The sequence below is a fragment of the Microbacterium sp. 01T413_2 genome (genome assembly GCF_056398985.1).
This window is the reverse complement of the sequence record NZ_JBFTQL010000006.1, coordinates 91,612-114,920: the sequence shown is the minus strand read 5'-3', so window position 1 is coordinate 114,920 and position 23,309 is coordinate 91,612. Positions and strand designations below refer to the sequence as shown.

The window sequence follows — 23,309 nt, the reverse complement described above, 5'->3', positions numbered from 1 at the left end:
CGGAGGTCTCTGCGACGATCGAAGCATGACCGAGACCACCCCGGAACGGATGCGGGGCCCCGCGCAGGGCGAGGGCACGAGCACGCCCGCTCCACGGCGCAACGGCGCCCTGGTCCTGACGGCGGCGTTGGTGACGGTCGTGCTGTGGGCCTCGGCGTTCATCGGCATCCGCGGCGCCGGTCCGCATTTCGATCCCGGCGCGCTGGCGCTGCTGCGCATGGCGGTCGGCACCGTGGCCCTCACGGTCATCGCGCTGAGGCGCGGGATCCGTCTGCCGTCGCGACGACTCTGGCTGCTCGTCGCCGTCTGGGGCGTGGGCTGGTTCTGCGTCTACAACCTAGCGCTCAACGCCGCCGAGCACACCCTCGACGCCGGCACCGCGGCGATGGTGGTCAACCTGGCGCCGCTCATGGTGGTCGTCTTCAGCGGGCTGTTCCTGCGCGAAGGTTTCCCCAAGCCGTTGCTGATCGGAGCCCCGATCGCCTTCGCCGGCGTGGTGCTCATCGGCCTGAACTCCGGGGCGAAGAGCGGCGTCCTCGACATCGCCGGGCTCCTGCTCGCACTGCTCGCCGCGGTCATGTACGCCGGGTGCACGCTCGTGCAGAAGCACCTGCTGAGCGCCGGCGCCGACGCGACCACGCTCACCTGGCTGGGCGCGGCGGCCGGCACGATCGCACTGCTGCCGTGGACGGGCAGCCTCGTCGGGGCGCTGCACACCGCCCCGATCGACGCGACCCTGTGGGTGGTCTACCTCGGCATCTTCCCGACGGCGATCGCCTTCACCACCTGGGCGTACGTGCTGCAGCGCAGCACCGCGGGGCAGACCTCCGCGACCACCTATGTGGTGCCGGCGATCGCGATCCTGCTGTCGTGGCTGATCCTCGGCGAGGTGCCGACACCGCTCATGTTCGTCGGCGGCGCGCTCTGCCTGCTCGGGGTGCTCGTCACGCGGCTGCGGTGGCGGCGTGCGGCGCAGGCATCCGCCGACGGAACCCCGCCCGCCACCGAGCAGGACCCCGACTGACGGCGGTACCCCCTGCCAGACCGCACTCCTCGCCACGGAAAAGGCGCCTGACGGCCGGCCTCAGCGCGGCCGGATCTCCCCCCGGGCCAGGCCGAGGGCGGCGATCGCGTCGGCGGCCGCCGCGCGCTTGAGCTCGAGAGACTCGCCGATCTCGGCCGCCAGCCGCGGATGCGTGCGGATCAGCTCATCGATCACGGCCAGGGGGATCCGCAGCACCGTCAGGACCTCGACCGCCGAGATCGTCACCGTGGTGCGCTCACGGGTCAGGGCCGTCTGACCGATCAGCTCGCGCGGGCCGGCATCGCCCACGGGGATCCGCGCGTCCCCTGACTCGAACTGCATCACGACGCGGCCGGACACGATCAGGCGCACCTCGTTCGGCACGATGCCGGCGGGCAGTACGACCTCGCCCACACCGTACCGCTGCAGAGTCGCGCCCGCGCGCACCAGCTCCCGCCCCGCGTCATCGAGGTGCAGCACGGGAACGGCCTCCTCGATCGCCGCGTCGAGCATCGCCGGCTCGGCGATCGGGTCGGTGGCGTCGCCGTCGAGGGCGAACCCGCGCCGCCGCGCCGCGTACCAGAGCCACGAGAGGTAGAGGGAGAGCGCACCGGAAGCCTCGGCCGGTGCCGAGATCGGGATCGACACGGCGTACTTCGCGGAGCCGCTGTACTCCGCAGTGGCCCGCTCGTCGCGCCACCGCATCGGCAGGCCGTCGGCCAGCTGCACCAGCAGCGCCATCACCTCCTGAGGCGGATCGTCCGTGCTGAACGCCATCGACGCGGTCGCGTAGTACGGCCCGGCCGGTTCGCTCATGTTCGTGAACGAGGCACCGGAGAGCGTCGAGTTGGGCACGATCTGGATCCCGGATCCGGTGTCGATGTGCACCGCGCGCCAGTTCACCTCGACGACGCGCCCCTTCACCCCGCCGGTGTCGAGCCAGTCGCCGATCTTGAACGGCTGCTCGAACAGCAGCAGCAGTCCGGAGACGACGCCGCCCGCCGCGTTCTGCAGCGCCAGGCCGATGACGATCGAGGTGACGCCGAGCGCGGTGAACAGCCCGCCCACGTCGGCATCCCACACCCAGGAGAACAGCATCGCGAGGCCGACCACGACCAGCACGAGCCGCGCGATCTCGACGAAGATCGACGGCACCCGATGGCGCCAGGATCCCTCTTCGGCGTTCGCGAACAGGACCACGTTGAAGGCCGAGAGCACGAGCAGGATCAGCAGGAAACCGAAGATCGTCGCGACGACGCGCACCCAGACGTAACCGTCGTCCTTCTGCCCGATCGCGAAGACGAGCAGCGCGAACAGCGCGCCCGCGGGGACCACGGCATTGCGCAGCAGCGCGATCGGCTTGGCCATCGGGTTGCCGCGACGGCGCAGGGCTCCGAGCAGCTCGGTCAGCCCCACCAGCAGCACGGGCACGCCGACCGCGAGCGCGATCAGCCACCAGGTCCAGCTCTGCTGGAACACGGCGCCCACGTCAGGCCACCTTCCACACGGTCTCGGCCTTGCCGCGCACCTCGACGGTGCCCGCCTCGATGTACTCCACCAGCTCGGCGGTGCGGTCGCGCACCTGCTGGCTGACGTAGATGCCGGGGTCGCCGCTGACCGAGCGCACCCGGTACGCGAGGTTCACCGCATCGCCCCAGAGGTCGTAGGCGAGGCTTGTGCGAGCGACCAGGCCGCTCGTCACGGATCCGGTGTCGACGCCGGCGCGGAGCCCGATCGACGTGCCGTACTGGGCGTTGAACCTCTCCAGCACCTCGCGCAGGCTGCGGGCGAACTCGACCGCGCGGCGCACGTTGTCGACGCGCGGCACGATGAGTCCCGACGAGGCCAGGTAGCCGCCGTGCAGCGTGCGCACCTTCTCGACGCCGGCCCGCTCGGCCGCTTCGTCGAAGCCGCGCATGAGCACGTTCAGCTGCGCGATCTCCTCTTCGGCGCTGAGCGCGCGGCTGTGCTCGTCGAGTCCGATCAGCTCGGCGAACACGACCGACACGTTGTCGTGCGCCTCGGTGATCGCCTCCTCCCCCTGCTTGTACTTCTCCGCGACGCTCTGCGGCATGAGCGTGTGCATGAGCTTCTCGTTCTCGGCGCGCTGGTCGTCGATGAGCTGCTGCTTGATCCGCAGGCTCGACGCCATGTCGTTGAACGCACTGCCGAGATCGCCGAACTCGTCACGGGATCCGGCCGGCACCTGCACATCGAGATCGCCCTCGGCGACCTGGTGCACGGCCGTGACCAGGCGGTTGATCGGCCTGGTGAACACCTGCGCGAGCACCAGCGAGAGCAGGGCGACCGCGAGCATGATGCCGAGCAGCGAGATCAGCACGATCCGCGTGAAGTCGTCCACCGGCGCGAACGCCTCGCTCGAATCGATGCGCGCGACGACGACCCAGTCCAGACCCTCCACGTCGAGCGGTCCGTAGCTGACGACGCTCGAGGCGCTGACGTAGTCGGATCCCTCCAGCGTGCCGCTCTTGCCGCTCTGCGCCCTGGTCACCGCGTCCCCCGTGATCGGCTGGATCAGCACGGTGCCCTTGACCGCGACCGCGCGCTTCGCCGCCGACGGCGGGGTGCCGTGGTCGATCACGCGCTGCGCGTACTGCTTCGGATGCTCGACGACCTCGCGCGACGTGCTGCGCATCAGCCCGTCCCGTCCCACGAGGTACACCTCTCCCGTCGTGCCGAGCCCCTGGTCCTTCCACCCGTTGCTGCCGGTCATGACGTCGTTCACGAAGCTCAACGGCACCTGCAGCGCCATCACTCCGGTGATGCCGGTGTCGTTGCCGACGGGGGACACGATCCACATCGAGGGCACTCCGAGCGAGGGCACCCAGCGCTCGAAGTCCGTCATCACGACCGTGTCGACGGAGTTGGTGGCCACAGCCTCGCGATAGGCGTCGGCGAGCTTGGAGTCGCGGAACGGCCCGGTCTCGAGATTGGTGCCGAGCTCCGGGCCCTTGTACGCGGTGTATACGACATCACCCGTGAGGTTGAGCAGCATCACATCCTCGTAGCCCGCCTGGTGGACGAGGCGGGTGAAGTAGTCGCCGTAGCGCACCGCGGCGGCCGAGTACGCCGACCCGTCGCCGGCATCGTCGTTCTTCAGGTTCGCGTCGTAGCCGGCATCGTCGAGCGTCGTGTTGCGCACCGTGTAGTGCGCCTGCAGCCACTGGCCGGCAGGGGACGCCGGAACGAAGGCCTGCTTGCCGTACGTCTCACCCGTCTTCTTCTCGAGGGTCGGCACGAACGTGTCGGCGTAGTAACCGTCGAGCGCCGCATCCTGCGCCGGGTCGAGCGTGCTGCTCTGCAGCTGGTCGAAGCCGTCGTTGATCGCCTTGGACATGTTCTGCGCACTGAGGTTGCGCGAGTTCAGGGATGCGGTGCGCTGGACGTCCTCGAGCGCGACCTTCATCTCGTGCGTGCGCATCTCGCGGATCGTCGTGAGCTGRTCGATCGAGCTCGCATGCAGCGAACTGCGGCCGTTCAGGAACCCGATGGCGCCGATGATGAGCGCGGAGACGAGGCTCACCGCGAGCAGCATGATCAGCAGCTTCGACTGGATGCTCAGGCCTGCCCGGAGGCGACGCCTCCTCGGTACACGTTCCGCGCGCGATCCTTCGACGTCCATCCGCCCCCCTTTGAGCACAACTCCTCGAGCAAGACTCCCGGTGGCCACGCTGTGGCACTCGAACCGTACCGATATAACGGTCGGGCCCGAAAGAGGAGAGGCGCCGCGCCTGCGTGAAACGTCGGACGTTCAGAGGGTTGCGGGCTGGTGTCGCGCCCGGTACTCGGACGGCGTGACGCCGTGCGCACGCCGGAACGCACGGGCGAACTGATCGTCGCCGCCGAACCCACTCAGCCGAGCGATGGCCGCGATCGTCAGATCCCGCGTGCGCGACCCGGCGAGAAGGGTCGCGGCGTGCCGGATCCGTGTGGCCCGCAGCTGCGCCCCCGCGCTCAGATCCTCGCCTTGGAACAGGGTGTGCAGGTAGCGCGGGCTCACCCGCAGCTCGTCGGCGAGGGCGGCGACGCCGAAGGAGGGATCCGCGAAGCGGTCGGCGATCGCGGCCTGGGCACGCTCCCGGTACATCGCCCTGGCGTCATAGCCGGCATGCACACGATCGGCCGCCTCGTGCAGCACAGCGAGGGCGAACTCCCGCAGTGCGTGGCCGACGTGGCTGGCCGAGGCGGCCGGAACCGGGTGCGACCCGCTCGTCACGGAGCGCAGGATCTCCCGGAGCACCGACGCCGACGGTGTGATCTCCCAGGAGCGACCCGCCCACGCCTCCGGCGCGTAGCCGTGCGCGAGCATCAGGCGCAGCGGGAGGTACAGCTGGATGGATTCGGCCTCGTCATCGATCCGGGTGCGGAACGGGAGGCTGCCCACCAGCAGGCTGGCCGCACCCGGTTCGATCGTGCCGTGCCGGCCGGACTGCTCGATGTGCATGCGGCCTGACAGCACGAACCCGAGCTGGGCATACCCGGAGTACGGGTCATCGAGACGATCGGGAGTGCGCTCTGCGTGCAGATGGCGGGAACGGATGCGCGTCGCGAACATCTCGCCGAAGGTGGTCGTGGCGACGAGCGTGCGATGGTGATGCGGGCGCGGGCTCGACATGCGGGACGACACCGAGAGTCCGACGAGACCCTCGGCGCCGGAGAACAGCGCGCCGCCCTCGAAGGGGCCTCGGCGTTCGAGCATGGCGTTGTCGACCGTCACCTCCGCACCGCCCTCCGTCGCCGCCCTCCCCTCTGGAAGCGTAGCGTCCGACGGATCCGACATTTCGTGCACGCGTCGATCGGGTACGGAGTCCGACACCGTCTCGGCCGGCTGGCTCGTCATCCGCGAGCGCGGCCCCCGGCCAGCCGCACCGCCGCGAGTACCAGGGCCACGCCGATCACCCAGGCGGAGGGAGCGGATCCGGCCACGAGGATCACGACGACACCGGCCACGCCCAGCGAGGCGGACGTCGTCGCACGCCCGCTGCCGACCGAGATCGTCCGGGTCTCGCGCGCGGCCTCGCGTCGGCCCGCACGGACGACGACGAGGGCCACTGCGATCAGTGCCGCCGCGAACCACAGCGGCCGGCTCGCCCACCATTCGGCACTGAGCGGCACCGGCAGGGCGAGCGGCGAGAGCAGCAGAGCCCCGGCGAGCGCGACCACCACGAGCATGTGCCAGGAGTAGATCGTCATCGCCCTGGCGTTGATCCAGCCCACCGCGGATGCGGTGCGCGGACCCGCGGCCCAGGTGCGCAGCCGGGGGCGCAGGGCGAGGAACAGGGCGGTCTGCGCGACACCGGCGACCACGAGGATCGCCATCGGCGGGTTGAGCGCCGTGATGAGGTCGGCGGGGGCCGCGCCGGTGAGGATCAGCACGGCCGCCACGACGACTGCCGAACTGGCGATCGCGAGCAGCGGTGCGCGGCGCAGCCGGTCGAGGGATCCGTCTGCCACCGCGAAGCCGAGCTGCTGCAGCAGCAGCCACACGAAGGCCATGTTCACGAGTCCGATCGCGGTGACGCCGGTCGCACCGCGCAGGATGTCGATCGCGACGACCCCGGTGGCGAGCGCGACGACGGTGCGGATCCGGTGCCGCTCGTGCAGCCGCACCATGAGCGGCACGAGWGCGGAGCAGCCGAGGTACACGCCCAGGAACCACAGCGGCTGACTGATCCGGAAGCCGGCCGTCGCGACGATGTCGGCAGGAACCCCGGCGATCGCGAGACCGGCCAGCACCACGGCGGTCGCCGCGATCGCGCCGGACGCAGGCAGCAGCAGCCGGCGCATGCGCCCTGCCACGTAGTCGCAGGCGGTGGCTCCCTTCGCCCGCTGCCGTGTCCACTGCGTGTAGGACGCGAAGCCGCCCAGCACGAAGAACAGCGGCATGATCTGCAGGATCCAGGTGAGCGGAGCGAACCCGTCCCAGCCCTCCATGGCGTTGCGCAGGATCGGGGATCCGTCGGCGGCGACGCTCACCCCGACCATGAGCGAGTGCAGCAGCACCACGACGCCCAGCAGGATCGCCCGCACGCCGTCGACGGCCGTGTCGCGCGCGACCTTCGCGGGGACGGGACCGGGAGCGGCGGTGCGTGCGGGCGGTGCCGGCGTGGAAGCAAGGATCGGGCTGAGGAGTGCCATGCCCCTACGGTCGGGCCCGGGTCACGGCCTCCGCGTCCCGCTGCGGAGCCGGATCCACCCCCTACTGCGGTATCACGATCTCGGTGTCGCAAGTTCGCGATAGCGCGCGCGAGTTCGACTCGACTGCGCTAGGAAAGGAGTCACGGCGCATCGCGTCGCACCGACCAGGGGGAATCATGACCTATCCGCAGGATCCGCAGCCCGGACCGCCCTATCAGTCCACGCCGCAGTATCAGCCCGCGCCGCCGTATCCGATGGTGCAGCACCCCGCGAACGGCCAGCCGTACTATCCGATGCCGGCCTACCTCGCGGCGCCGGAGCCCAAGGGCCTGAGCATCGCGTCCATGGTGCTGGCGCTCGTCTCGATCGTGTTCGGCTTCACGTTCCTCGTGCCGATCGCGGCGCTGATCCTGGGCATCGCGGGGCTGCGCAAGGAGCCGGCGGGACGCGGCATGGCCGTGGCAGGCGTGATCATCTCGAGCCTGATCCTGGTGGTGTGGGCGCTGATCCTGATCCTGTTCCTCGCGGTCGGGCTCTCCGTGTTCGGCGTCGCGGTCTCGCAGACGGGCTGATCCGGGGGCGACGTCGACGGACCGAGCCGGTCTCAGCCGACGGGCGCCACGGTTGTCGGCATCAGCCGGCGGGCGCGACCAGGCCGGCGTCGTAGGCGAGGATCACGGCCTGCACGCGGTCGCGCAGCCCCAGCTTGGAGAAGATCCGGCTGACATGCGTCTTGACGGTCTGCTCGGCAAGAAAGAGGCCGGCCGCGATCTCGCGGTTCGACTGCCCACGCCCGATCAGCACGAGGATCTCGTGCTCGCGCTCGGTGAGCCCCTTCAGGCGCAGCTCGGCGTTGTTCGAGCGCGGACGGTTCTCCGCGAAGCGCTCCAGCAGGCGCCGGGTGATCCGCGGCGCGAGCAGGGCGTCACCGGCCGCCACCACGCGCACCGCCTGCACGAGCTCCTCCGGCAGGGCGTCCTTGAGCAGGAACCCGCTGGCCCCGGCCTGCAGGGCCTCGTGCACGTATTCGTCGGCGTCGAACGTGGTGAGCACGAGCACGGCGGGCGGCGTGCGGCCGTCGCGCTCGGCGGCGGCGATGATCCGTCGCGTCGCCTCGATGCCGTCGAGGTTCGGCATCCGCACGTCCATGAGCACCACCTCGGGGCGCAGTCGGCGCGCCTCGTCGACGCCCTCCGCGCCGTCCGCGGCCTGCCCGATGACCTCCAGCCCGTCCTGCGCCTGCAGGATCGCGGCGAAGCCCGCCCGGAGCATCGCCTGGTCGTCCACGATGAGCACCGTCGTCATGCCTTCTCCTCCCGCGGGATGCGCACCTGCAGCACATACCCGCCATCGCCCGTGACGGCCGCGGCGACCGTGCCGCCCATCGCCTCGACCCGCTCGCGCATGCCGCGGAGGCCGTGCCCTCCGTCGTCCGCCCGCGGCGCGGCCGCCCGCGTCGGGGCGGCGTTGCGGATCCTGATCCCGCGCTCCGTCGGCGTCTCGGTCCAATCGATCTCCGTCGCCGCGCCCGGAGCATGCCGGGCGACGTTGCTCAGCCCCTCCTGCACCACGCGGTAGGCGGTGAGCCCCAGCAGCGGGTCGCGCCGCTCGGCGGGAGTGAGCTGCCAGGATCCGGTCTCTGCGACAGATGCGAGATCGTTCGCCCGGGCGACGAGCGCCGGGAGGTCATCGAGCCCCGGCTGCGGCGCATGATCCGCCCCGCTCTCCTCATCGCGGAGCAGCCCGAGGATCACGCGCATCTCCCTCATCGCGGACCGCGCCGTGGCGGCGACCTCGTCGAACTCGGCGGCCGCCTCCGCGGGCAGATCCGGCATCCGGTACCGCGCGCTGGCCGCGCGCACCTGGATCGCGGACATGCCGTGCGCGACCACGTCGTGCAGTTCGCGGGCGATGCGCGCCTTGTCCTGCACGGCCTCGCGGCGAGCGAGTTCCGCGGCGGTGGCGGCGCGCTCGGTCCGCAGCTGGGCGCGCAGCAGCGACCAGTTGCGGATGCCGAGTCCGACGAGCACCGCGCCGAGTGTGACGGCGGCGAAGACGACGAGATTCGCGATCACCGGTCCGTCGTCGGGCAGCGCGGGCGCCTCCACGGCGACCATGACCGAGGACAGCACGCTGAACGCCCATCCGGCGACCGGCAGCCACCAGCGCGCCCGCAGCGCGACGCCGACCCAGACCAGGGCGTAGGCGACGATGGTCGACGCGGCGATCGGCCACGGCTGTCCCGGGGCGGCCACGGCGAGTCCGGACAGCGCATTGCCCGCGATCAGCGCGAGCACGGTCGCCCACGCCGGCGCGAACAGCGCGAGCACGATGGCCGCCGCCTGCACGAGCGACAGCAGCAGCGCCGCCGCGAGCGGGATCCGGTAGAGGGTGACGCTGAGCGAGGCGGAGACCGCGAGCTGTGCCAGCGCGCACGCGATCGCGACCGCCCAGATCGCGAGATTCGCGCGCCCCGGCGCCACGCGCAGCGGCAGGATCCCGAGGCGGCGAAACCCCGGACGCTGTGCGGCCTGCAGGTTCTCGACGGTCATGCCGCCCCCTCTCCACGGTCGCGTGCGGTCCGATTCACGCTACGACCTCCCACGCCCCCGCGCGTCACCCCGCAGTATCGACCTCGGCGCGGTGTCGTTTCGGTGCCGGCTTCACGTCGGCAGGGGCGGGCGCTTCCGGCGTTCGCGGCGGGGAACCCGCGATGGGTAGTCCTCCCCATGCCGTCGGAGCTGCACTGGAGACGCCGGCGGTTACGCTGGCAGAGGTGCGCGTCGCCGGATCGTGCACACGGGAACCAGGGGGAAGCCGCACGTGAGCCAGAACAACGACGCCACATCCTTCGCCGCGCAGACGCCGCCCCCGCCGGCCAGCACGGTCGCGCCGCCCCCCGTGATTCCGCCCGCGCCGCCCATGCCGCCCGCGCCGAGCATCCGGCGGGAGCAGCCGGTGGCGCCGGCTCCGCAGCCGGCGACGACCGCGGCTCCGCCGACCGCAGCCCCGGCAGTAGCGGCCCCCGCAGCACCGGCCGCCGAGAGCCGCCCCAGGCCGGAAGCGCCCACCCCCGCCGCCGATGCGAAGCCCGCACCTACCGAGGCGGAGATGGCGCGAGCGCGGCAGATCCTCGACACCGTCTCCCAGGCCTACTCGGCCCGCATGGTCGGGCAGGAGCGCCTGCGCACGAGCCTGCTGCTCGCACTCATGGCCGGCGGGCACATCCTGCTCGAGTCGGTTCCCGGCCTCGCCAAGACCACGGCCGCGAGCACCCTCGCCGACACSGTCAAGGCCGACTTCAAGCGCATCCAGTGCACGCCCGACCTGCTGCCGAGCGACATCACCGGCACGCAGATCTACGACGCGGCGAGCGGCACCTTCCGCACCGTGCTCGGCCCCGTGCACGCCAACTTCGTGCTGCTCGACGAGATCAACCGGTCCAGCGCCAAGACCCAGTCGGCGATGCTCGAGGCGATGCAGGAGCGGCAGACCACGATCGGCGGCGAGATCCACCGGGTCCCTCGTCCGTTCCTCGTGATCGCGACGCAGAAYCCGATCGAGCAGGAGGGCACGTACGAGCTGCCCGAGGCGCAGATGGACCGATTCCTGCTCAAGGAGATCGTCGAGTATCCGAGCCCGGCCGACGAGCTCGAGGTGCTCGCGCGCATCGACTCCGGAGCCCTGGATCCGGATCGGCATGCGACGACGACGATCTCGCTCGCCGACGTCGAGCAGCTGCAGGACATCTCCTCACGCGTCTACGTCGATCCGGCGATCCGCAACTACATCGTCTCGCTCGTGTACGTCACGCGTAATCCGGTGCCGTACATCGGCGAGACGCTCGGCGGCTACATCAAGTACGGTGCCAGCCCGCGCGGATCCATCGCGTTCCTGCAGGCGTCCCGCGCGCTCGCGCTGCTCGCCGGGCGCTCGTACGTGATCCCCGAGGACGTGCGGAACCTGCGCCACCTGGTGCTGCGCCACCGCGTGCTGCTGACGTTCGAGGCGGAGGCCGAGAACGTGCGCAGCGAAGACGTGATCGACGCCGTGTTCGGCGCCGTGCCGACCCCCTGATCATGGATCCGTTCGTCCGCGGCGCCCGTGTCGGAGATGGTTTTCGCATCTCCGAAGCCCTCGGCAGCGACGTTTTCCATCTCGACGACGTCAACCGTGCGGCCAAGAGATGGATTTCGCCCCTCCCGAGCAACTCGGAGCGACGTTTTCCATCTCCCACCGGGCGCTGACCCTACCGAAAAGCCGAACAAGCCGAGAAGCCGAAGGAACCGAGGATCCCGCCATGGCCAGCCTGCTGACGCCGGTGAAGGGCAAGCTCTTCATCGACTCGACGCGCAAGTCGACGCACGCGCTCGACGGCGCGTACGCGTCGCTGCTGCGCGGGCACAGCCTCGACTTCGACGATCTGCGCGCCTACGAGTACGGCGATCAGATCCGCGACATCGACTGGAAGGCCACGGCGCGGCTCGGATCCCCCGTCGTGCGACGGTCGCTCGCGACCCGCATGCACACCGTGCTCTTCGCCGTCGACACCGGCCTCGCGATGACCGCGCTCGCGCATGATGAGAAGCCGAAGAAGGATCTGGCGATCCTGACGGTCGGGGTGCTGGGGCTTCTCGCCCTCCGCCACGGCGACGACTTCTGCCTGGTCAACGGGGATTCCGCCGGTGTCCGTCGTCGCGAGATCGGCCGCAGCGAGGCGGCGCTGGAGCACACCCTGCGCACGATCGACCACGCGGTCGACGCCGCGTCCGCGCCGAGCGACCGCGACGCGCTGCTGTCGTACATCGCCCGCACGATCGCACGGCGCATGATCGTCGTCGTGGTCACCGACGATGCCCCGGTCTCCGACGAGACCGAGCGACTGTTGCGGCGTCTGCGCGTGCAGCACGACGTGCTGTGGATCACGCTGCGCGACGCCGAGCCCGTGCTGGAGCACCTTCCGCGCTCGTCGAGTGCACACGCTCCCACCGAACGCACACGCTCTTCGCGTCGAGAAGGTGTGCGTTCGGCGAGAGGACATGCTGTCGACGGCCGGGCGCCCGAGTCGGCCGCTCCCGAGCCGGCCCGCGCCCGCCGCGACGTCGCGACGCGCTGGGCGATCCCCGAGTTCCTGCAGGGCGACGCCGAGCTCGCCGCGGAACTGCACGCGGCGGATGCTGCCGATGCCGCGCACACCGAGGCGCTGCTGCGCCGGCTGGAGATCACGCACGTGCCGCTGGCGGAGCAGGACGAAGCGGTCGGCGCGCTGCTGCGGATGCTGGATGCGAGGTCGCATGTCCGGCACGGATGAGCTGTACCCGCCCGCCCAGTACGGCTGGGGCTGGGTCCTGCTCGCGATCGGCGTCCTCGCGCTGATCGCCGGGATCGCGTGGCTCGTCGTCGTGCTGACGCGCCCGCGCCGCGCGGTCGCGTTCGCCGCCGCGCCGGTCGCGGTGCCGGCCTTCACCGCCGACGTCGCCACCGTGCTGCGGCAGGAGTACCTCGGCGCGATCGCGCAGGTCGAGGCCGACTACCGCGAGGGCCGCACCGATGCCCGCCGCGCCAACCTCGAGCTCAGCCGCGTGGTGCGCGGCTTCGTGAACGAGTACAGCGGCATCGAGGCACCCGTGCTCGCGCTCGACGACCTCGTGCGGATGGGCGTGCACCCCGCGCTCATCGACGCGATCGGGCGCAACTACTACCCCAGCATCTTCCGCCGCACCGCTCCGGTCGACCCGCTCGTCGGCGCCGACGCCGCCCGGACGGTGGTGACGACGTGGTACTAGCGAACGTCTGGCTCCTGCTCGCGGTCGTCGGCGCGCTGCTGGTGGCGATCGTGCTCGGCGTGCTGCTCGGACTGCGCCGCCGGGGCACCGGATCCGCGGAGCCCGGCGCCCCGATCGCCCGCGCCGAACGGATCCGCTCCCTCCCGGCGTTCCAGCGCGCGGTGCGCCGGCGCCAGGCGGCGCTCGCGGGCATCGTCGCGCTGGGCGTGCTCGCCGTGGTGCTCGGCGGCGTGGTCGCAGCCCGCCCGATCGCCCAGAAGACGATCCAGCCGGTGTCCACGAACCGCGACATCATGCTGTGCCTGGACGTGTCCGGATCCATGACCGACGTCGACAAGGAGATCGTGTCGATCTTCGACAAGCTCGCCGACGGCTTCAAGGGCGAGCGCGTCGGGCTCACGATCTTCAACAGCTCCGCCGTGCAGGTCTTCCCCCTCACCGACGACTACAGGTTCATCCAGGAGCACCTGCGCAGTCTCATGAAGGGCTTCGACTACTCGACCGACATCCCCGAGCAGTGGGTCGGCACCATGAACGGCGTCGGCGCCTCGCTCATCGGCGACGGCCTGGCCTCGTGCGCCCTGCGCTTCGACCATGCCGACGAGCAGCGCGCCCGCTCGATCATCCTCGCGACCGACAACGAGCTGAACGGATCCCCGATCGTCAGCCTGCAGGAGGCCGCCGACTACGCCGCCTCGAAGAAGATCCGGATCTACACGATCAACCCGGTCGACGGCATCGACCAGCCCGACAGCAAGACCCTGTCCGATGCCGCCACGACGACGGGCGGCAAGGCGTAYGCGCTGCGRGAGACCACGACGGTSGGCGACATCATCGSYCAGGTGCAGAAGCAGGAGGCGACCCAGCTCAAGGGCCAGGCCACGGTGATCTGGACCGACGTGCCGCAGCTGTGGATCGCGGCGCTCATCGTGATCGCGCTCGGCTTCATCGTGCTGCTGTGGAGGGTGCGCCTGTGATCCTCCAGCCCGTCCTCGCACCGCTCCTGGTGATCCTGCTCGTGCTGCCCGTGCTGGCCGCGGCCGTGTGGATGCTCGTGCGGTCGCTGCGCCGCGCGTCGGGTAGCCCAGCGACCAGCGCCGGACCTGTGATCTGGGCGCTGCGCGTGGTGCTGGTGCTCGCCTGCGGGGTGCTGCTGCTGCGGCCCGGCGTGCCCGGCGGGCACGTGCGCACCCTCGCCTCCGCCACCGATGTCGTGATCGCGGTCGACACCACCGCGAGCATGGTCGCCGAGGACTGGGACAGCGCGAACAGCGGATCCGCCGGATCCGCCGGCAACACGCGCATGGCGGGCGTCCGCGAGGACGTGCGCCGCATCGCGGAGGCCTACCCCGGGGCGAGGTTCGCTCTCATCACGTTCGACGCGAACGCGGTGCTGCGCCTTCCACTCACCACCGACACCGGCGCACTCGTCTCCGCCGTCGAGGTGCTGCAGCCCGAGGTGACACGGCAGTCGAAGGGCAGCTCGATCGGCATCGCGAACCAGCTGCTCACGCAGACGCTGCAGAACGCGCAGAAGGCCTCGCCGGATCGGGCGCGGATGGTGTTCTACCTCGGCGACGGCGAGCAGACCGTTTCCACCGAGCCCGAGCCGTTCGACAGCGCGAAGAAGCTGATCTCGGGAGGCGAGGTGCTCGGCTACGGCACCAGCCAGGGCGGACCCATGCGCGAGACGACGGGGGCGTTCGGCGACACCGCGTCGGGCTCCGGCGCCGGGCCGTACATCCAGTACCAGGGGTCCGACGCTCTCAGCCGCATCGATGAGAAGAACCTGCAGCGCATCGCGTCCGAGCTCGGCGTGACCTACGAGCACCGCACCGCCGACGCGAAGACCGTGCTTCCACCCGCGCCGAAGTCGACCACCGCCTACCGCGAGGACGACCCGCTCACACAGCCCACCGATCTGAGCTGGATCGTGGCGCTCGTGGTCGCGGCGCTCCTGTGCGCCGAGATCGCCCGCGCGACGATGCTGATCGTGCGCATGCGCGGGCTCTCGGTCCGTCCGACGTCGGGAGGTGAGAACGCATGACCAGCATTCATCCGGGGTCGTTGAGCGAGGACGCCGAAGGCGACCGAGACGAAACGCGGAACCCCGATGCGGGCGTTTCTTCTCACTTCGCTCGCTCAACGAGCGCTTCGGAGACGGACGCCGCCGCGCCCGCGCTGCTCGCCGCGAACCGGCGTCGCCGCGCCGCTCGCCGCTGGATCGCCTGGTGTTCGCTCCCACTGCTGCTCGTCGCCGCCCTCTTCGTGGGCAAGCTGGTGAGCCTGTACGCCTTCGCGTACCAGTCGATCGTCACGTACGTCGCGGGCGACTACACCGGATCCGTGAGCGCCGCGGAGGGGCTGAACCCCGCGAACTGGTTCGAGCCGTACAAGGCCCCCTTCGATCAGGGCGTCGGCCTGGCCGAATCGGGGAGGCTCGCCGCCGGGCAGAAGAAGTTCGAGGAGTCGCTGAAGCTCGCGCGCGGCCTCGAGGTGTGCGCGGTGCGGTTCAACCTCGCCCTCGTCCTCGAGCGTGAGGGYGACGCTGCCGCCGACAAGCAGGACCATGTCACCGCGCTGGAGCTCTACGCGCAGGCGCTGCAGGTGAACGCCGACCGGCCGAAGGAGTGCGACAGCAAGCAGGCGCAGGAGCAGTCGCCGGATCCGCAGCGCGACATGAGCCAGTCGAACAAGGATCAGCAGGACCGCCTGGAGCAGAAGCAGCAGGACGAGCAGCAGAAGCAGCAGCAGTCTCCGGATCCGAAGCAGGACCCGAAGCAGCCGCCGCAGCCGCAGACGCCCGATCCGGACAAGCTCGACGAACTGCAGAAGAAGCTGCAGCAGGGCGAGCAGGACCGCCAGCAGAACCAGCAGGGCGGCACCGACGACGGCGGCAGCAGCGGGACGGACAAGCCATGGTAGAGCGCAGCGACCCGCCCCGGTACGTGTCCGACTCCGCCGGCGCCCCGCCCGTACCGCCGCCCGGTGGCTACCGCGGCGCCCGCCGTGCGCTGCTGGGCACGGCGGTGCCGATGGCGCCGACTCCGGTCCCTGAGCCCGTCGAAGGGACCATACCGGGGTCGGGCGCTTCGACGAGCTCAGCGACCGAGTTCGTCCCGAAGAAGCGGAGTCCGCTCGGCTGGATCGCGCTGTGCGCCGCGATCGCCTTCGCCGTGCTCATGCTGATTCTGATCGCGATCGGCGCCGCCGACGCGTTCTTCGGCGCGACCATGCTCGTGCTGCAGCTCGTGGTGCTGGGCCTCGCGATCGCCGCACTGGCGACGAAGGCGGGACGCGTGCTGGGCGCTGCCGCGCTCACGATCGCGCTGGTCCTGAACGTCGGCACGATGGGTGCGCTGAGCGCCGTCCGGGTCGCGGCGACCGGATCCTACGACGGGCACAAGACCGCCAAGCAGAAGCTCTGGGAGGCGTATCCGGGCATCAAGGACAAGGATTCGAGCACGTTCCTGCGGCAGCAGTCGCTCGAGGAGCTGCATGCGCTGGCCGACGAGACCATGGCGGATGTGCGCACGCAGTTGACGGCCGATTACGGGCTGCAGTGGGTGAAGTCCGCCGACGCGCAGGAGCGCCCGGAGCGCAACGGCTACGGCGGCGAGTCGATGCTGGTGCGCTTCACGTCGGACGTCTGGGCGACGACGAAGCCGGTGACCGGCTACGCGCACAAGCTCGAGGTCATGCAGACGGTCGAGACGGTGATCGAGCAGCACGGCTGGCGCAGCATGGTCGCGTTCAACGACCCGGGCAGCGGTGTGGATCCGGCGATGATCTCGAAGATGTACGGCGGAGCGACCCCCGAGACGCAGGTCGACTGGGAGTGGTTCAGCGACGACGAACCGGATCCGGGCTGGTTCTACGCCGACCTGACCGACCTCGCGAACGACACGACCGGCGAGTACCGCAAGTCCCGTGAGCAGACGGCGCAGCGCACCGGCGAGCCGCTCGAGGGCCTGCAGCTCGCGATCGTCGGCCGCTACATGCTCAGCGAGTCGAAGGTCGACGACTTCCAGAAGGCGCTCACGAAGTACCCGTGATCGCGGCGCCACGCCGCTATCGTCAGAGCATGCACACGTCCGCGCCGGAGCGCACAACGACCCGCCCTGCCTTCGCGATCGGCACGACGCCCTGGGCGATCGTGCGCCTGGTCGGAGCCGCCGCCATCCTCGCGGCGGTCGTGAACCAGCTCGCCGTGACGATGGGCAACGCGCTGCAGGCCACGACCCCCTACGCGTCGCACGTGCCGACCGTGGCAGCGAACTTCCTCAGCTTCTTCACGATCGAGTCGAACATCTGGTCCGCAGTGATGCTCGTGATCGTGGCGGTCTGGAGCCTGCGCTCCACCGGATCCGTCACCCCGGAGCCGCGCTGGATCGCGATCCTGCTCGCCTGCGGCTCGACCTACATGATCGTCACCGGCATCGTCTACAACACCCTGCTGCGCGGCATCGAGCTCCCGCAGGGTACGACGGTGGCCTGGGCCAACGAGATGATGCACGTGGTGGGGCCGCTGCTGATGCTGGCCGACGTTCTGTTCGCGCCGCGCCGCCGCTGCCTGGGCTGGGGCGTCGTCGCGATCACCGCGGTGTTCCCGATCGTGTGGGCCGCGTACACGCTGATCCGCGCGAACCTCATCATCAACCCGCGCACGGGCACCCGCGGCTGGTACCCGTACCCCTTCCTCGACCCAGCCAACGTCGGCGGTTACGGCGGTGTCGCGGCCTACATCGCGGCGATCGCGGTCGCGATCCTTGCCGTGGGCGCGGGCGTGGTCTGGGTGTCCCGCAAGCGCGGATCGTAGAAGCCGGGCGGCACCGGATCCGGCCCGTCCTCCCTCATTCAGGGGAAGACGGGCCGGACCTCGAGCGGTCAGAGCCTCAGCGCCACGTGTCGTCGAGCGTCATCGTGCCACCGGACCCCGTGGTCACAGTGCGGTTCGGGTCGCTCTCCCAGGTGACGTTGCCCGCCGCATCCTTGCGGATGTACTTGTACTCGATCGTCGTCGAGCCGGGCAGCGTCACCGTCCCCGTGTACGTGCCGTCGCCGACAGCCGCGAGCGGGATCGCGGCGTCCGGACTCCAGTTGCCGAGGGCGGGGGATCCGCCGACGATGTACGCCGTCTGGCCGGGGTCGAGGGTCGCATGCAGGGTCACCGAGGCGTCCACCGTCGCCCCGGCATTCCAGCCGTCGTTGAACGCGAGAGCGCCGTCCGCGGGCACGGTCGCGGTGCGGTTCGATCGCGATTCCCACTCCACGGTGCCGTCCGCCGACACCTTCGCGTACTTGTACTCGAAGGAGGTGCCCGCGGGGATTGCGGCCGAGGCGCGCCACACCGGGTATGCGGCGGACGAGAGCGCGAGGCCCTTCGCCGGATCCCAGGCGCCGAGCGCCGGATCGCTGCCCACCACGACGAGCCTCTGCCCGGCGTCGACCGAGGCGTACGCCGTGAACGCGACCGCCGCGACGGGAGCCGTCGTGGGCTTGCTGACGCGGGCGTCCTTGGAGATCACGAGGGCCRACAGCCCTGCCACGGTCGTCGCGAGGGATCCGTCGGCCGCCACCGTCACGGACGGACCGGTGCAGTGGTTGCCCACCACGTGTCCGGTGACGAGGTTGCAATAGCTGCCGGCGGCGAGACCCGTGTCGAAGGTGCGGGTGAGGGATCCGCTCTCCTTGTTCACGACGACGTAGCCCGCCCCCTCTCGCGCGAAGGCGATCGCATCGGATCCGTCGCTCCACCAGCGGGTCACGGCCGCGCCCGACGCAGTGCTGCGGAACGCCACCATGCCCACGGTCGCGTCGGCGCGATCCTGGCAGAGCCAGCCGCCCACGCCCGACGTCGCCGCGTTGCAGGCGACCGGAAGCACGGTGCCGCCGGCGTCGGAGATGGGGCCCGCGTCGGTGCTCGTGAAGTGGTAGCTCGACAGCACGAGCGGATGCCCATACGGCCAGGCGAGCTCGAACACCGTGGCGAGATCGTTCAGCGCGCCGTCCTTGTAGGTGACCGAGCCACCGGAGCCATCGCGCTCGGTGTCGTGACTGTCGGTGTAGACGACCGAGGTGTCGGAGGCGTTGAACCCCCAGGCCTCGCCGAACATGTTCAGCCAGGACAGGGATCCGGTCTTGAAGACCCGGGAGATCTGCGTGCCGTAGCGATCCTCGATCACGCTGCCGACGGGCAGGTACTCGCTCTTCTGGATGGGGCCGCCGTCGAGCACCTCCTGGTAGATGTACGCCGGGCGATCGAGCCTCGCCGTGATGGCCTGCAGGTCGGCAGCGGGGATGTGCTTGGCCGCGTCGAACCGGAAGCCGTCGACGCCCAGGGCCAGCAGGGAGTTCAGGTAGCCGGCGAGCGTCGCCTGCACGTGCTCGGTCTCGGTCGCGAGGTCCGAGAGTCCGAGTAGCTCGCAGTTCTGGATCTCCCAGCGGTCGTTCCAGTTCGCGATCCAGTCGTCGCCGTTACGACCGCAGTGGTGGAAGTCGCTGTTCGAGTACAGACCGGGGTAGTCGTACTTGGCGAATGTGGAACCGTCGCTGCCGACGCCGCCGGTCTGCTGGCCGCTCATGTGGTTGAGCACCGCGTCCACATACACCCGCACGCCCGCGCGGTGGCACGCGTCGACCATCTGCGCGAACTCCTTGGGCGTGCCGTAGCGGCTTTGCAGAGAGTAGGAGACCGGCTGATACGCCTGCCACCACGGGTAGCCCTGGTCCTTCAACTCGACGTGCGCCTGCGGCGGCGAGACCTGCACTGCGCCGTAGCCGGCCGGGCCGAGCACGTGCCTGCACTCGTCGGCGACCGACTTCCACGGCCACTGGAAGAGATGCGCCGTGACGTCCTTCGTCGCGGCGGCGGCCGGATCCGCAGCGGGTGCCGGAGCCTTCGTCGCGACCGTCGGCGTCGCGGCCAAGGCGGACGGGGCGACCAGCACAGCGGATGCGATCAGCGCGGCGGCCGCGAGCGCCGTCGCGATTCTGCGGGGGAAGAGTGTCATCGTCGACTCCTTGCCGCGCGGCGGGCGCGCGCGATCGTGCCCGAAAGTAGCAGGGCGCCCGCTCATTGTGCAAGCGTTTCCAGAGAATCTGCGCTTTTCCTCGCAACACCGAAGCATGCTGTTTGCGTTGTGGCTCAAGAAGCCATTGCAAACGTTTCCAACGGTCGGATCATGAGCCGCCCCCGGCACGATCTGGCCGCCATCTCTCAGGTCGACCATTCCAATGGTATTCTGATGGCATGAAGGCCACCATGGACAAGGCAGGGCGGATCGTCATCCCTGCGACGATCCGCGAGCGTCTCGGGATGGTGCCAGGACCGGTGGACCTGATCATCGACGGAGACGGGATCCGGATCGAGATCGAGACGCATGACAACGTCACCGAGAAGGATGGTCGGCTGGTCATCACCGGCGGGCCCGTGCTGACCGCCGACGACATCCGCGAGCTTCGCCTTGCCGACCAGCGCTGACCTCCTCCTCGACACGAGCGCGGCGCTCGCGGTTCTCCGAGATGCAAGTCCGTCGCACGATGTGGCCTTCGAGCTCACACAGGGGTTGACGCTGGGCCTCGCAGGCCATGCGCAGTTCGAGACTTACTCAGTTCTGACCCGGCTCCCCGGAGACAATCGACTCAGCGCTGCATACGCCGCGCAGATGATCGCCCGCGAGTTTCCCGCATCGGCCGCGCTCCCGCCGGGCGTCGCCCGCGATGCCGTGACCACGTTGAGCCAGGCGGGTATCGCCGGCGGCGCGATCTACGACGGCTTGGTCGGCCTCGCCGCAAAGGCCGCCGGTGTCCCGCTGCTCTCCTGTGACCGTCGCGCCATCGGAACCTACGCGGCTCTCGGCGTAGACGTGCGCCTGATCTGAGCGACTTCGCATCCGCCCGGTCCTGCGTCACTCGCGCACCCCTGCCCGTCGCCCCGCCCGGGTGGGCCTCCCCCGAAATGCACCCCCTGCCCGCCGATAGACTGGATCCCATGTCCAAGGTCCTCCAGTCTCTGCCCGTCGGCGAGCGCGTCGGCATCGCTTTCTCGGGAGGCCTCGACACCTCCGTGGCCGTCGCGTGGATGCGCGACAAGGGCGCCGTCCCGTACACGTACACCGGTGACCTGGGCCAGCCCGATGAGGACGACATCGCGTCGATCCCCGGCCGCGCACTCGAGTACGGCGCCGAGGATTCGCGCCTCATCGACTGCAAGACCGCGCTCGTCGAGGAGGGCTTCGTCGCCCTGGCGTGCGGCGCGTTCCACATCCGCTCCGGCGGCAAGACCTACTTCAACACGACGCCGATCGGCCGCGCCGTCACCGGCACGCTGCTCGTGCGCGCCATGAAGGAGGACGGCGTCGACATCTGGGGCGACGGCTCCACCTACAAGGGCAACGACATCGAGCGGTTCTACCGCTACGGCCTGCTGGCCAACCCGCGTCTGCGCATCTACAAGCCCTGGCTCGACGCCGACTTCGTCACCGAGCTCGGCGGACGCCAGGAGATGAGCGAGTGGCTCGTCGCGCACGGCTTCCCCTACCGCGACTCCGCCGAGAAGGCGTACTCGACCGACGCCAACATCTGGGGCGCCACGCACGAGGCGAAGACCCTCGAGCACCTCGACGTGTCGCTCGAGACGGTCGACCCGATCATGGGCGTGAAGTACTGGGATCCCTCCGTCGCGATCGAGACCGAGGACGTCACGGTGACCTTCGCCGGCGGCCGCCCCGTCGCGCTCAACGGCGTCGAGTTCACGGATCCGGTGGAGCTCGTGTTCGAGGCGAACCGCATCGGCGGCCGGCACGGCCTGGGCATGAGCGACCAGATCGAGAATCGCATCATCGAGGCCAAGTCCCGCGGCATCTACGAGGCCCCCGGCATGGCGCTGCTGTTCATCGCCTACGAGCGACTCGTCAACGGCATCCTCAACGAGGACACTCTCGCGACCTACCACGAGCAGGGCCGGCGCCTGGGCCGCCTGATGTACGAGGGCCGCTGGCTCGAGCCGCAGTCGCTCATGCTGCGCGAGTCGATCCAGCGCTGGGTCGGATCCACGATCTCCGGCACCGTCACGATCCGCCTCCGCCGCGGCGACGACTGGACGATCCTCGACACCGTCTCCCCCAACCTGTCCTACGGCCCCGAGAAGCTGTCCATGGAGCGCGTCGGCGACGCCGCGTTCGGTCCGGTCGACCGGATCGGCCAGCTCACGATGCGCAACCTCGACATCGCCGACTCGCGCGCACGCCTCGAGCAGTACGCGGGTCTCGGTCTCGTCGGCGGTGCGACGGGTGAGCTCGTCGGCCGCGTGACGGCGGGCGAGGCCTCGGAGATCGCGGCTGCGGTCGAGGGCACGACCCTCGCCGACACGGAGGAGGCGCTGGCCGACGCGGTGGATGCAGCCAGCGAGGGTGCCGCATTCGACTCCGGCACGGACTGAGGTCTCCCGGGGCTCCATAAGCCCCCGGCGGATCCGGTCGATCAAGAAGCAAAGAGCTTATCTTTATAGAAGATCAGTGATATCCTTTTTTCATGATCGCCGTGATCCTCGACATCGTCGGATCCCGCGCGCTCGATGACCGTTCGGGCGCCCAGCGCGCGCTCGATGACGCCATCGCGCGCGTCGAGGCCGACCGGCCTCTCGCCAGCACCCCGCTCCGGCCGACGGTGGGCGACGAGCAGCAAGGCGTCTACCCCACGCTCGACGCCGCGCTCGCGGCGCTGACCCTGCTGCGGCTCGCCCTGCCCGAGCACATCGACTGCCGCTTCGGCGTGGGCATCGGGCCGGTCGAGGAGATCGCCTCCGCCGCGGGAGACCTCCCGGAGGGGCCGGGGTGGTGGGCCGCACGCACCGCGATCGAGCACGTGCATGCGCTGCAGAAGCGCACCGTGCCAGGAGCCCGCACCTGGGTGGTCGTGCACGAGGCCCAGCCGGACGCCGCGCGCCTCCTCGCCCATCAGGCGAACATCGGGCTGATGACGCGAGACCAGCTCATCAGCGACATGAGCGCGCGCACACGGCGCCTCACCTATGGCCGCTGCCTCGGCGTCTTCCAGCGCGACCTCGCGGCCGCCGAGGGCATCACCCAGCCTGCCGTCTCCCAGGCGCTCGCCTCGTCGGGTGCGGGAGCGATCATCGAGGGACTCCGACTGCTGCTGGCCTGACCCGGCGCCGACGCGCCGCGAACCCGGATCCAGGCCGCACGGATCCGGATCCCGCATATCCCGTTCCAGGACGCCCTGCGTCGCCGGATCCCGCAAATCCCGCTCATTTCCCCGTTCGCTGGTCGCAAAATGCCCTCATTCCCGCGGCATAACGGCAATACGCGACCAGTGAA

General features: G+C 70.3%; 22 protein-coding genes. 14 read left to right on the top strand and 8 right to left on the bottom strand.

The genetic code is table 11. The features are described from left to right. The first annotated feature begins 25 nt into the window (after nt 1-25). Nucleotides 26-1,024 (top strand): DMT family transporter, encoded by a 999-nt coding sequence (locus tag AC1DMN_RS05780; protein WP_477229927.1) that lies wholly within the window; start codon nt 26-28, stop codon nt 1,022-1,024. 60 nt (nt 1,025-1,084) lie between these two features. On the opposite strand, the gene AC1DMN_RS05775 is transcribed toward AC1DMN_RS05780, so the two are convergent. The 4 genes from AC1DMN_RS05775 to AC1DMN_RS05760 form a co-directional block, all read right to left on the bottom strand. After that, the gene (locus AC1DMN_RS05775) at nt 1,085-2,512 is read right to left on the bottom strand and encodes a mechanosensitive ion channel domain-containing protein (RefSeq protein WP_477229928.1); all 1,428 of its coding nucleotides are present in this window, start codon (nt 2,510-2,512) and stop codon (nt 1,085-1,087) included. 1 nt (nt 2,513) lies between these two features. Next, nucleotides 2,514-4,580, bottom strand: coding sequence for an adenylate/guanylate cyclase domain-containing protein (locus AC1DMN_RS05770; protein WP_477229929.1), 2,067 nt, complete (start codon nt 4,578-4,580; stop codon nt 2,514-2,516). Nucleotides 4,581-4,796: 216 nt separating this feature from the next. Then, nucleotides 4,797-5,762, bottom strand: a complete 966-nt coding sequence (locus AC1DMN_RS05765; RefSeq protein WP_477229930.1) for an AraC family transcriptional regulator — start codon at nt 5,760-5,762, stop codon at nt 4,797-4,799. Between the two features lie 119 nt (nt 5,763-5,881). Continuing rightward, on the bottom strand, nt 5,882-7,183 hold the full coding sequence (locus AC1DMN_RS05760; RefSeq protein WP_477383971.1) for an acyltransferase family protein: 1,302 nt from the start codon (nt 7,181-7,183) through the stop codon (nt 5,882-5,884). A 176-nt stretch (nt 7,184-7,359) separates the two neighbouring features. Here AC1DMN_RS05760 and AC1DMN_RS05755 point away from each other — a divergent pair, with 176 nt between their 5' ends. Next, the gene (locus tag AC1DMN_RS05755; RefSeq protein WP_477229932.1) at nt 7,360-7,755 is read left to right on the top strand and encodes a DUF4190 domain-containing protein; all 396 of its coding nucleotides are present in this window, start codon (nt 7,360-7,362) and stop codon (nt 7,753-7,755) included. A 61-nt stretch (nt 7,756-7,816) separates the two neighbouring features. Here AC1DMN_RS05755 and AC1DMN_RS05750 read toward each other — a convergent pair whose 3' ends face one another. The 3 genes from AC1DMN_RS05750 to AC1DMN_RS05740 form a co-directional block, all read right to left on the bottom strand. Beyond that, nucleotides 7,817-8,488 carry a response regulator gene (locus tag AC1DMN_RS05750; RefSeq protein ID WP_477229933.1) on the bottom strand — a complete coding sequence of 224 codons (672 nt, stop codon included), beginning with the start codon at nt 8,486-8,488 and terminating at the stop codon, nt 7,817-7,819. Beyond that, nucleotides 8,485-9,735 (bottom strand): sensor histidine kinase, encoded by a 1,251-nt coding sequence (locus AC1DMN_RS05745; RefSeq protein WP_477229934.1) that lies wholly within the window; start codon nt 9,733-9,735, stop codon nt 8,485-8,487. Before AC1DMN_RS05745 ends, AC1DMN_RS05750 begins: the two co-directional genes overlap by 4 nt. Nucleotides 9,736-9,945: 210 nt before the next feature. Continuing rightward, on the bottom strand, nt 9,946-10,254 hold the full coding sequence (locus tag AC1DMN_RS05740; protein WP_477229935.1) for a hypothetical protein: 309 nt from the start codon (nt 10,252-10,254) through the stop codon (nt 9,946-9,948). Between the two features lie 40 nt (nt 10,255-10,294). On the opposite strand from AC1DMN_RS05740, the gene AC1DMN_RS05735 reads away from it, so the two are divergent. The 8 genes from AC1DMN_RS05735 (at nt 10,295) to AC1DMN_RS05700 (ending at nt 17,788) form a co-directional block, all read left to right on the top strand. Continuing rightward, nucleotides 10,295-11,260, top strand: coding sequence for an AAA family ATPase (locus AC1DMN_RS05735; RefSeq protein ID WP_441976632.1), 966 nt, complete (start codon nt 10,295-10,297; stop codon nt 11,258-11,260). Between the two features lie 223 nt (nt 11,261-11,483). Next, a complete protein-coding gene (locus tag AC1DMN_RS05730; protein ID WP_477229936.1) occupies nt 11,484-12,494 on the top strand; it encodes a DUF58 domain-containing protein in 1,011 nt (336 codons plus the stop codon). Further along, entirely contained in the window at nt 12,478-12,969 is a 492-nt protein-coding gene (locus AC1DMN_RS05725; RefSeq protein ID WP_477229937.1) for a hypothetical protein, read from the top strand. Before AC1DMN_RS05730 ends, AC1DMN_RS05725 begins: the two co-directional genes overlap by 17 nt. Next, nucleotides 12,960-13,946 (top strand): vWA domain-containing protein, encoded by a 987-nt coding sequence (locus AC1DMN_RS05720; protein ID WP_477383969.1) that lies wholly within the window; start codon nt 12,960-12,962, stop codon nt 13,944-13,946. Before AC1DMN_RS05725 ends, AC1DMN_RS05720 begins: the two co-directional genes overlap by 10 nt. Then, on the top strand, nt 13,943-15,016 hold the full coding sequence (locus AC1DMN_RS05715; RefSeq protein ID WP_477229938.1) for a vWA domain-containing protein: 1,074 nt from the start codon (nt 13,943-13,945) through the stop codon (nt 15,014-15,016). Before AC1DMN_RS05720 ends, AC1DMN_RS05715 begins: the two co-directional genes overlap by 4 nt. Continuing rightward, nucleotides 15,013-15,894, top strand: coding sequence for a hypothetical protein (locus AC1DMN_RS05710; protein WP_477229939.1), 882 nt, complete (start codon nt 15,013-15,015; stop codon nt 15,892-15,894). The genes AC1DMN_RS05715 and AC1DMN_RS05710 overlap by 4 nt, the downstream gene beginning before the upstream one ends. Next, the gene (locus AC1DMN_RS05705; protein WP_477229940.1) at nt 15,888-17,024 is read left to right on the top strand and encodes a hypothetical protein; all 1,137 of its coding nucleotides are present in this window, start codon (nt 15,888-15,890) and stop codon (nt 17,022-17,024) included. The genes AC1DMN_RS05710 and AC1DMN_RS05705 overlap by 7 nt, the downstream gene beginning before the upstream one ends. Before the next feature lie 29 nt (nt 17,025-17,053). Further along, nucleotides 17,054-17,788, top strand: a complete 735-nt coding sequence (locus tag AC1DMN_RS05700) for a Pr6Pr family membrane protein (RefSeq protein ID WP_477229941.1) — start codon at nt 17,054-17,056, stop codon at nt 17,786-17,788. A 76-nt stretch (nt 17,789-17,864) separates the two neighbouring features. Here AC1DMN_RS05700 and AC1DMN_RS05695 read toward each other — a convergent pair whose 3' ends face one another. Beyond that, the gene (locus AC1DMN_RS05695) at nt 17,865-19,982 is read right to left on the bottom strand and encodes a carbohydrate-binding module family 20 domain-containing protein (protein WP_477383967.1); all 2,118 of its coding nucleotides are present in this window, start codon (nt 19,980-19,982) and stop codon (nt 17,865-17,867) included. Nucleotides 19,983-20,221: 239 nt separating this feature from the next. Between AC1DMN_RS05695 and AC1DMN_RS05690 the strand changes: the two genes are divergently transcribed. The 4 genes from AC1DMN_RS05690 to AC1DMN_RS05675 all read left to right on the top strand — a co-directional run bounded on the left by AC1DMN_RS05690 (nt 20,222) and on the right by AC1DMN_RS05675 (nt 23,136). Further along, entirely contained in the window at nt 20,222-20,452 is a 231-nt protein-coding gene (locus AC1DMN_RS05690) for an AbrB/MazE/SpoVT family DNA-binding domain-containing protein (RefSeq protein ID WP_441976580.1), read from the top strand. Continuing rightward, nucleotides 20,436-20,852, top strand: coding sequence for a PIN domain-containing protein (locus AC1DMN_RS05685; protein WP_441976579.1), 417 nt, complete (start codon nt 20,436-20,438; stop codon nt 20,850-20,852). The genes AC1DMN_RS05690 and AC1DMN_RS05685 overlap by 17 nt, the downstream gene beginning before the upstream one ends. A 110-nt stretch (nt 20,853-20,962) precedes the next feature. Beyond that, complete coding sequence (gene argG / locus AC1DMN_RS05680) at nt 20,963-22,411, top strand: argininosuccinate synthase (RefSeq protein WP_477229942.1); 1,449 nt, start codon at nt 20,963-20,965, stop codon at nt 22,409-22,411. A 92-nt stretch (nt 22,412-22,503) separates the two neighbouring features. Beyond that, complete coding sequence (locus AC1DMN_RS05675; protein WP_477229943.1) at nt 22,504-23,136, top strand: SatD family protein; 633 nt, start codon at nt 22,504-22,506, stop codon at nt 23,134-23,136. Nucleotides 23,137-23,309 lie beyond the last annotated feature (173 nt).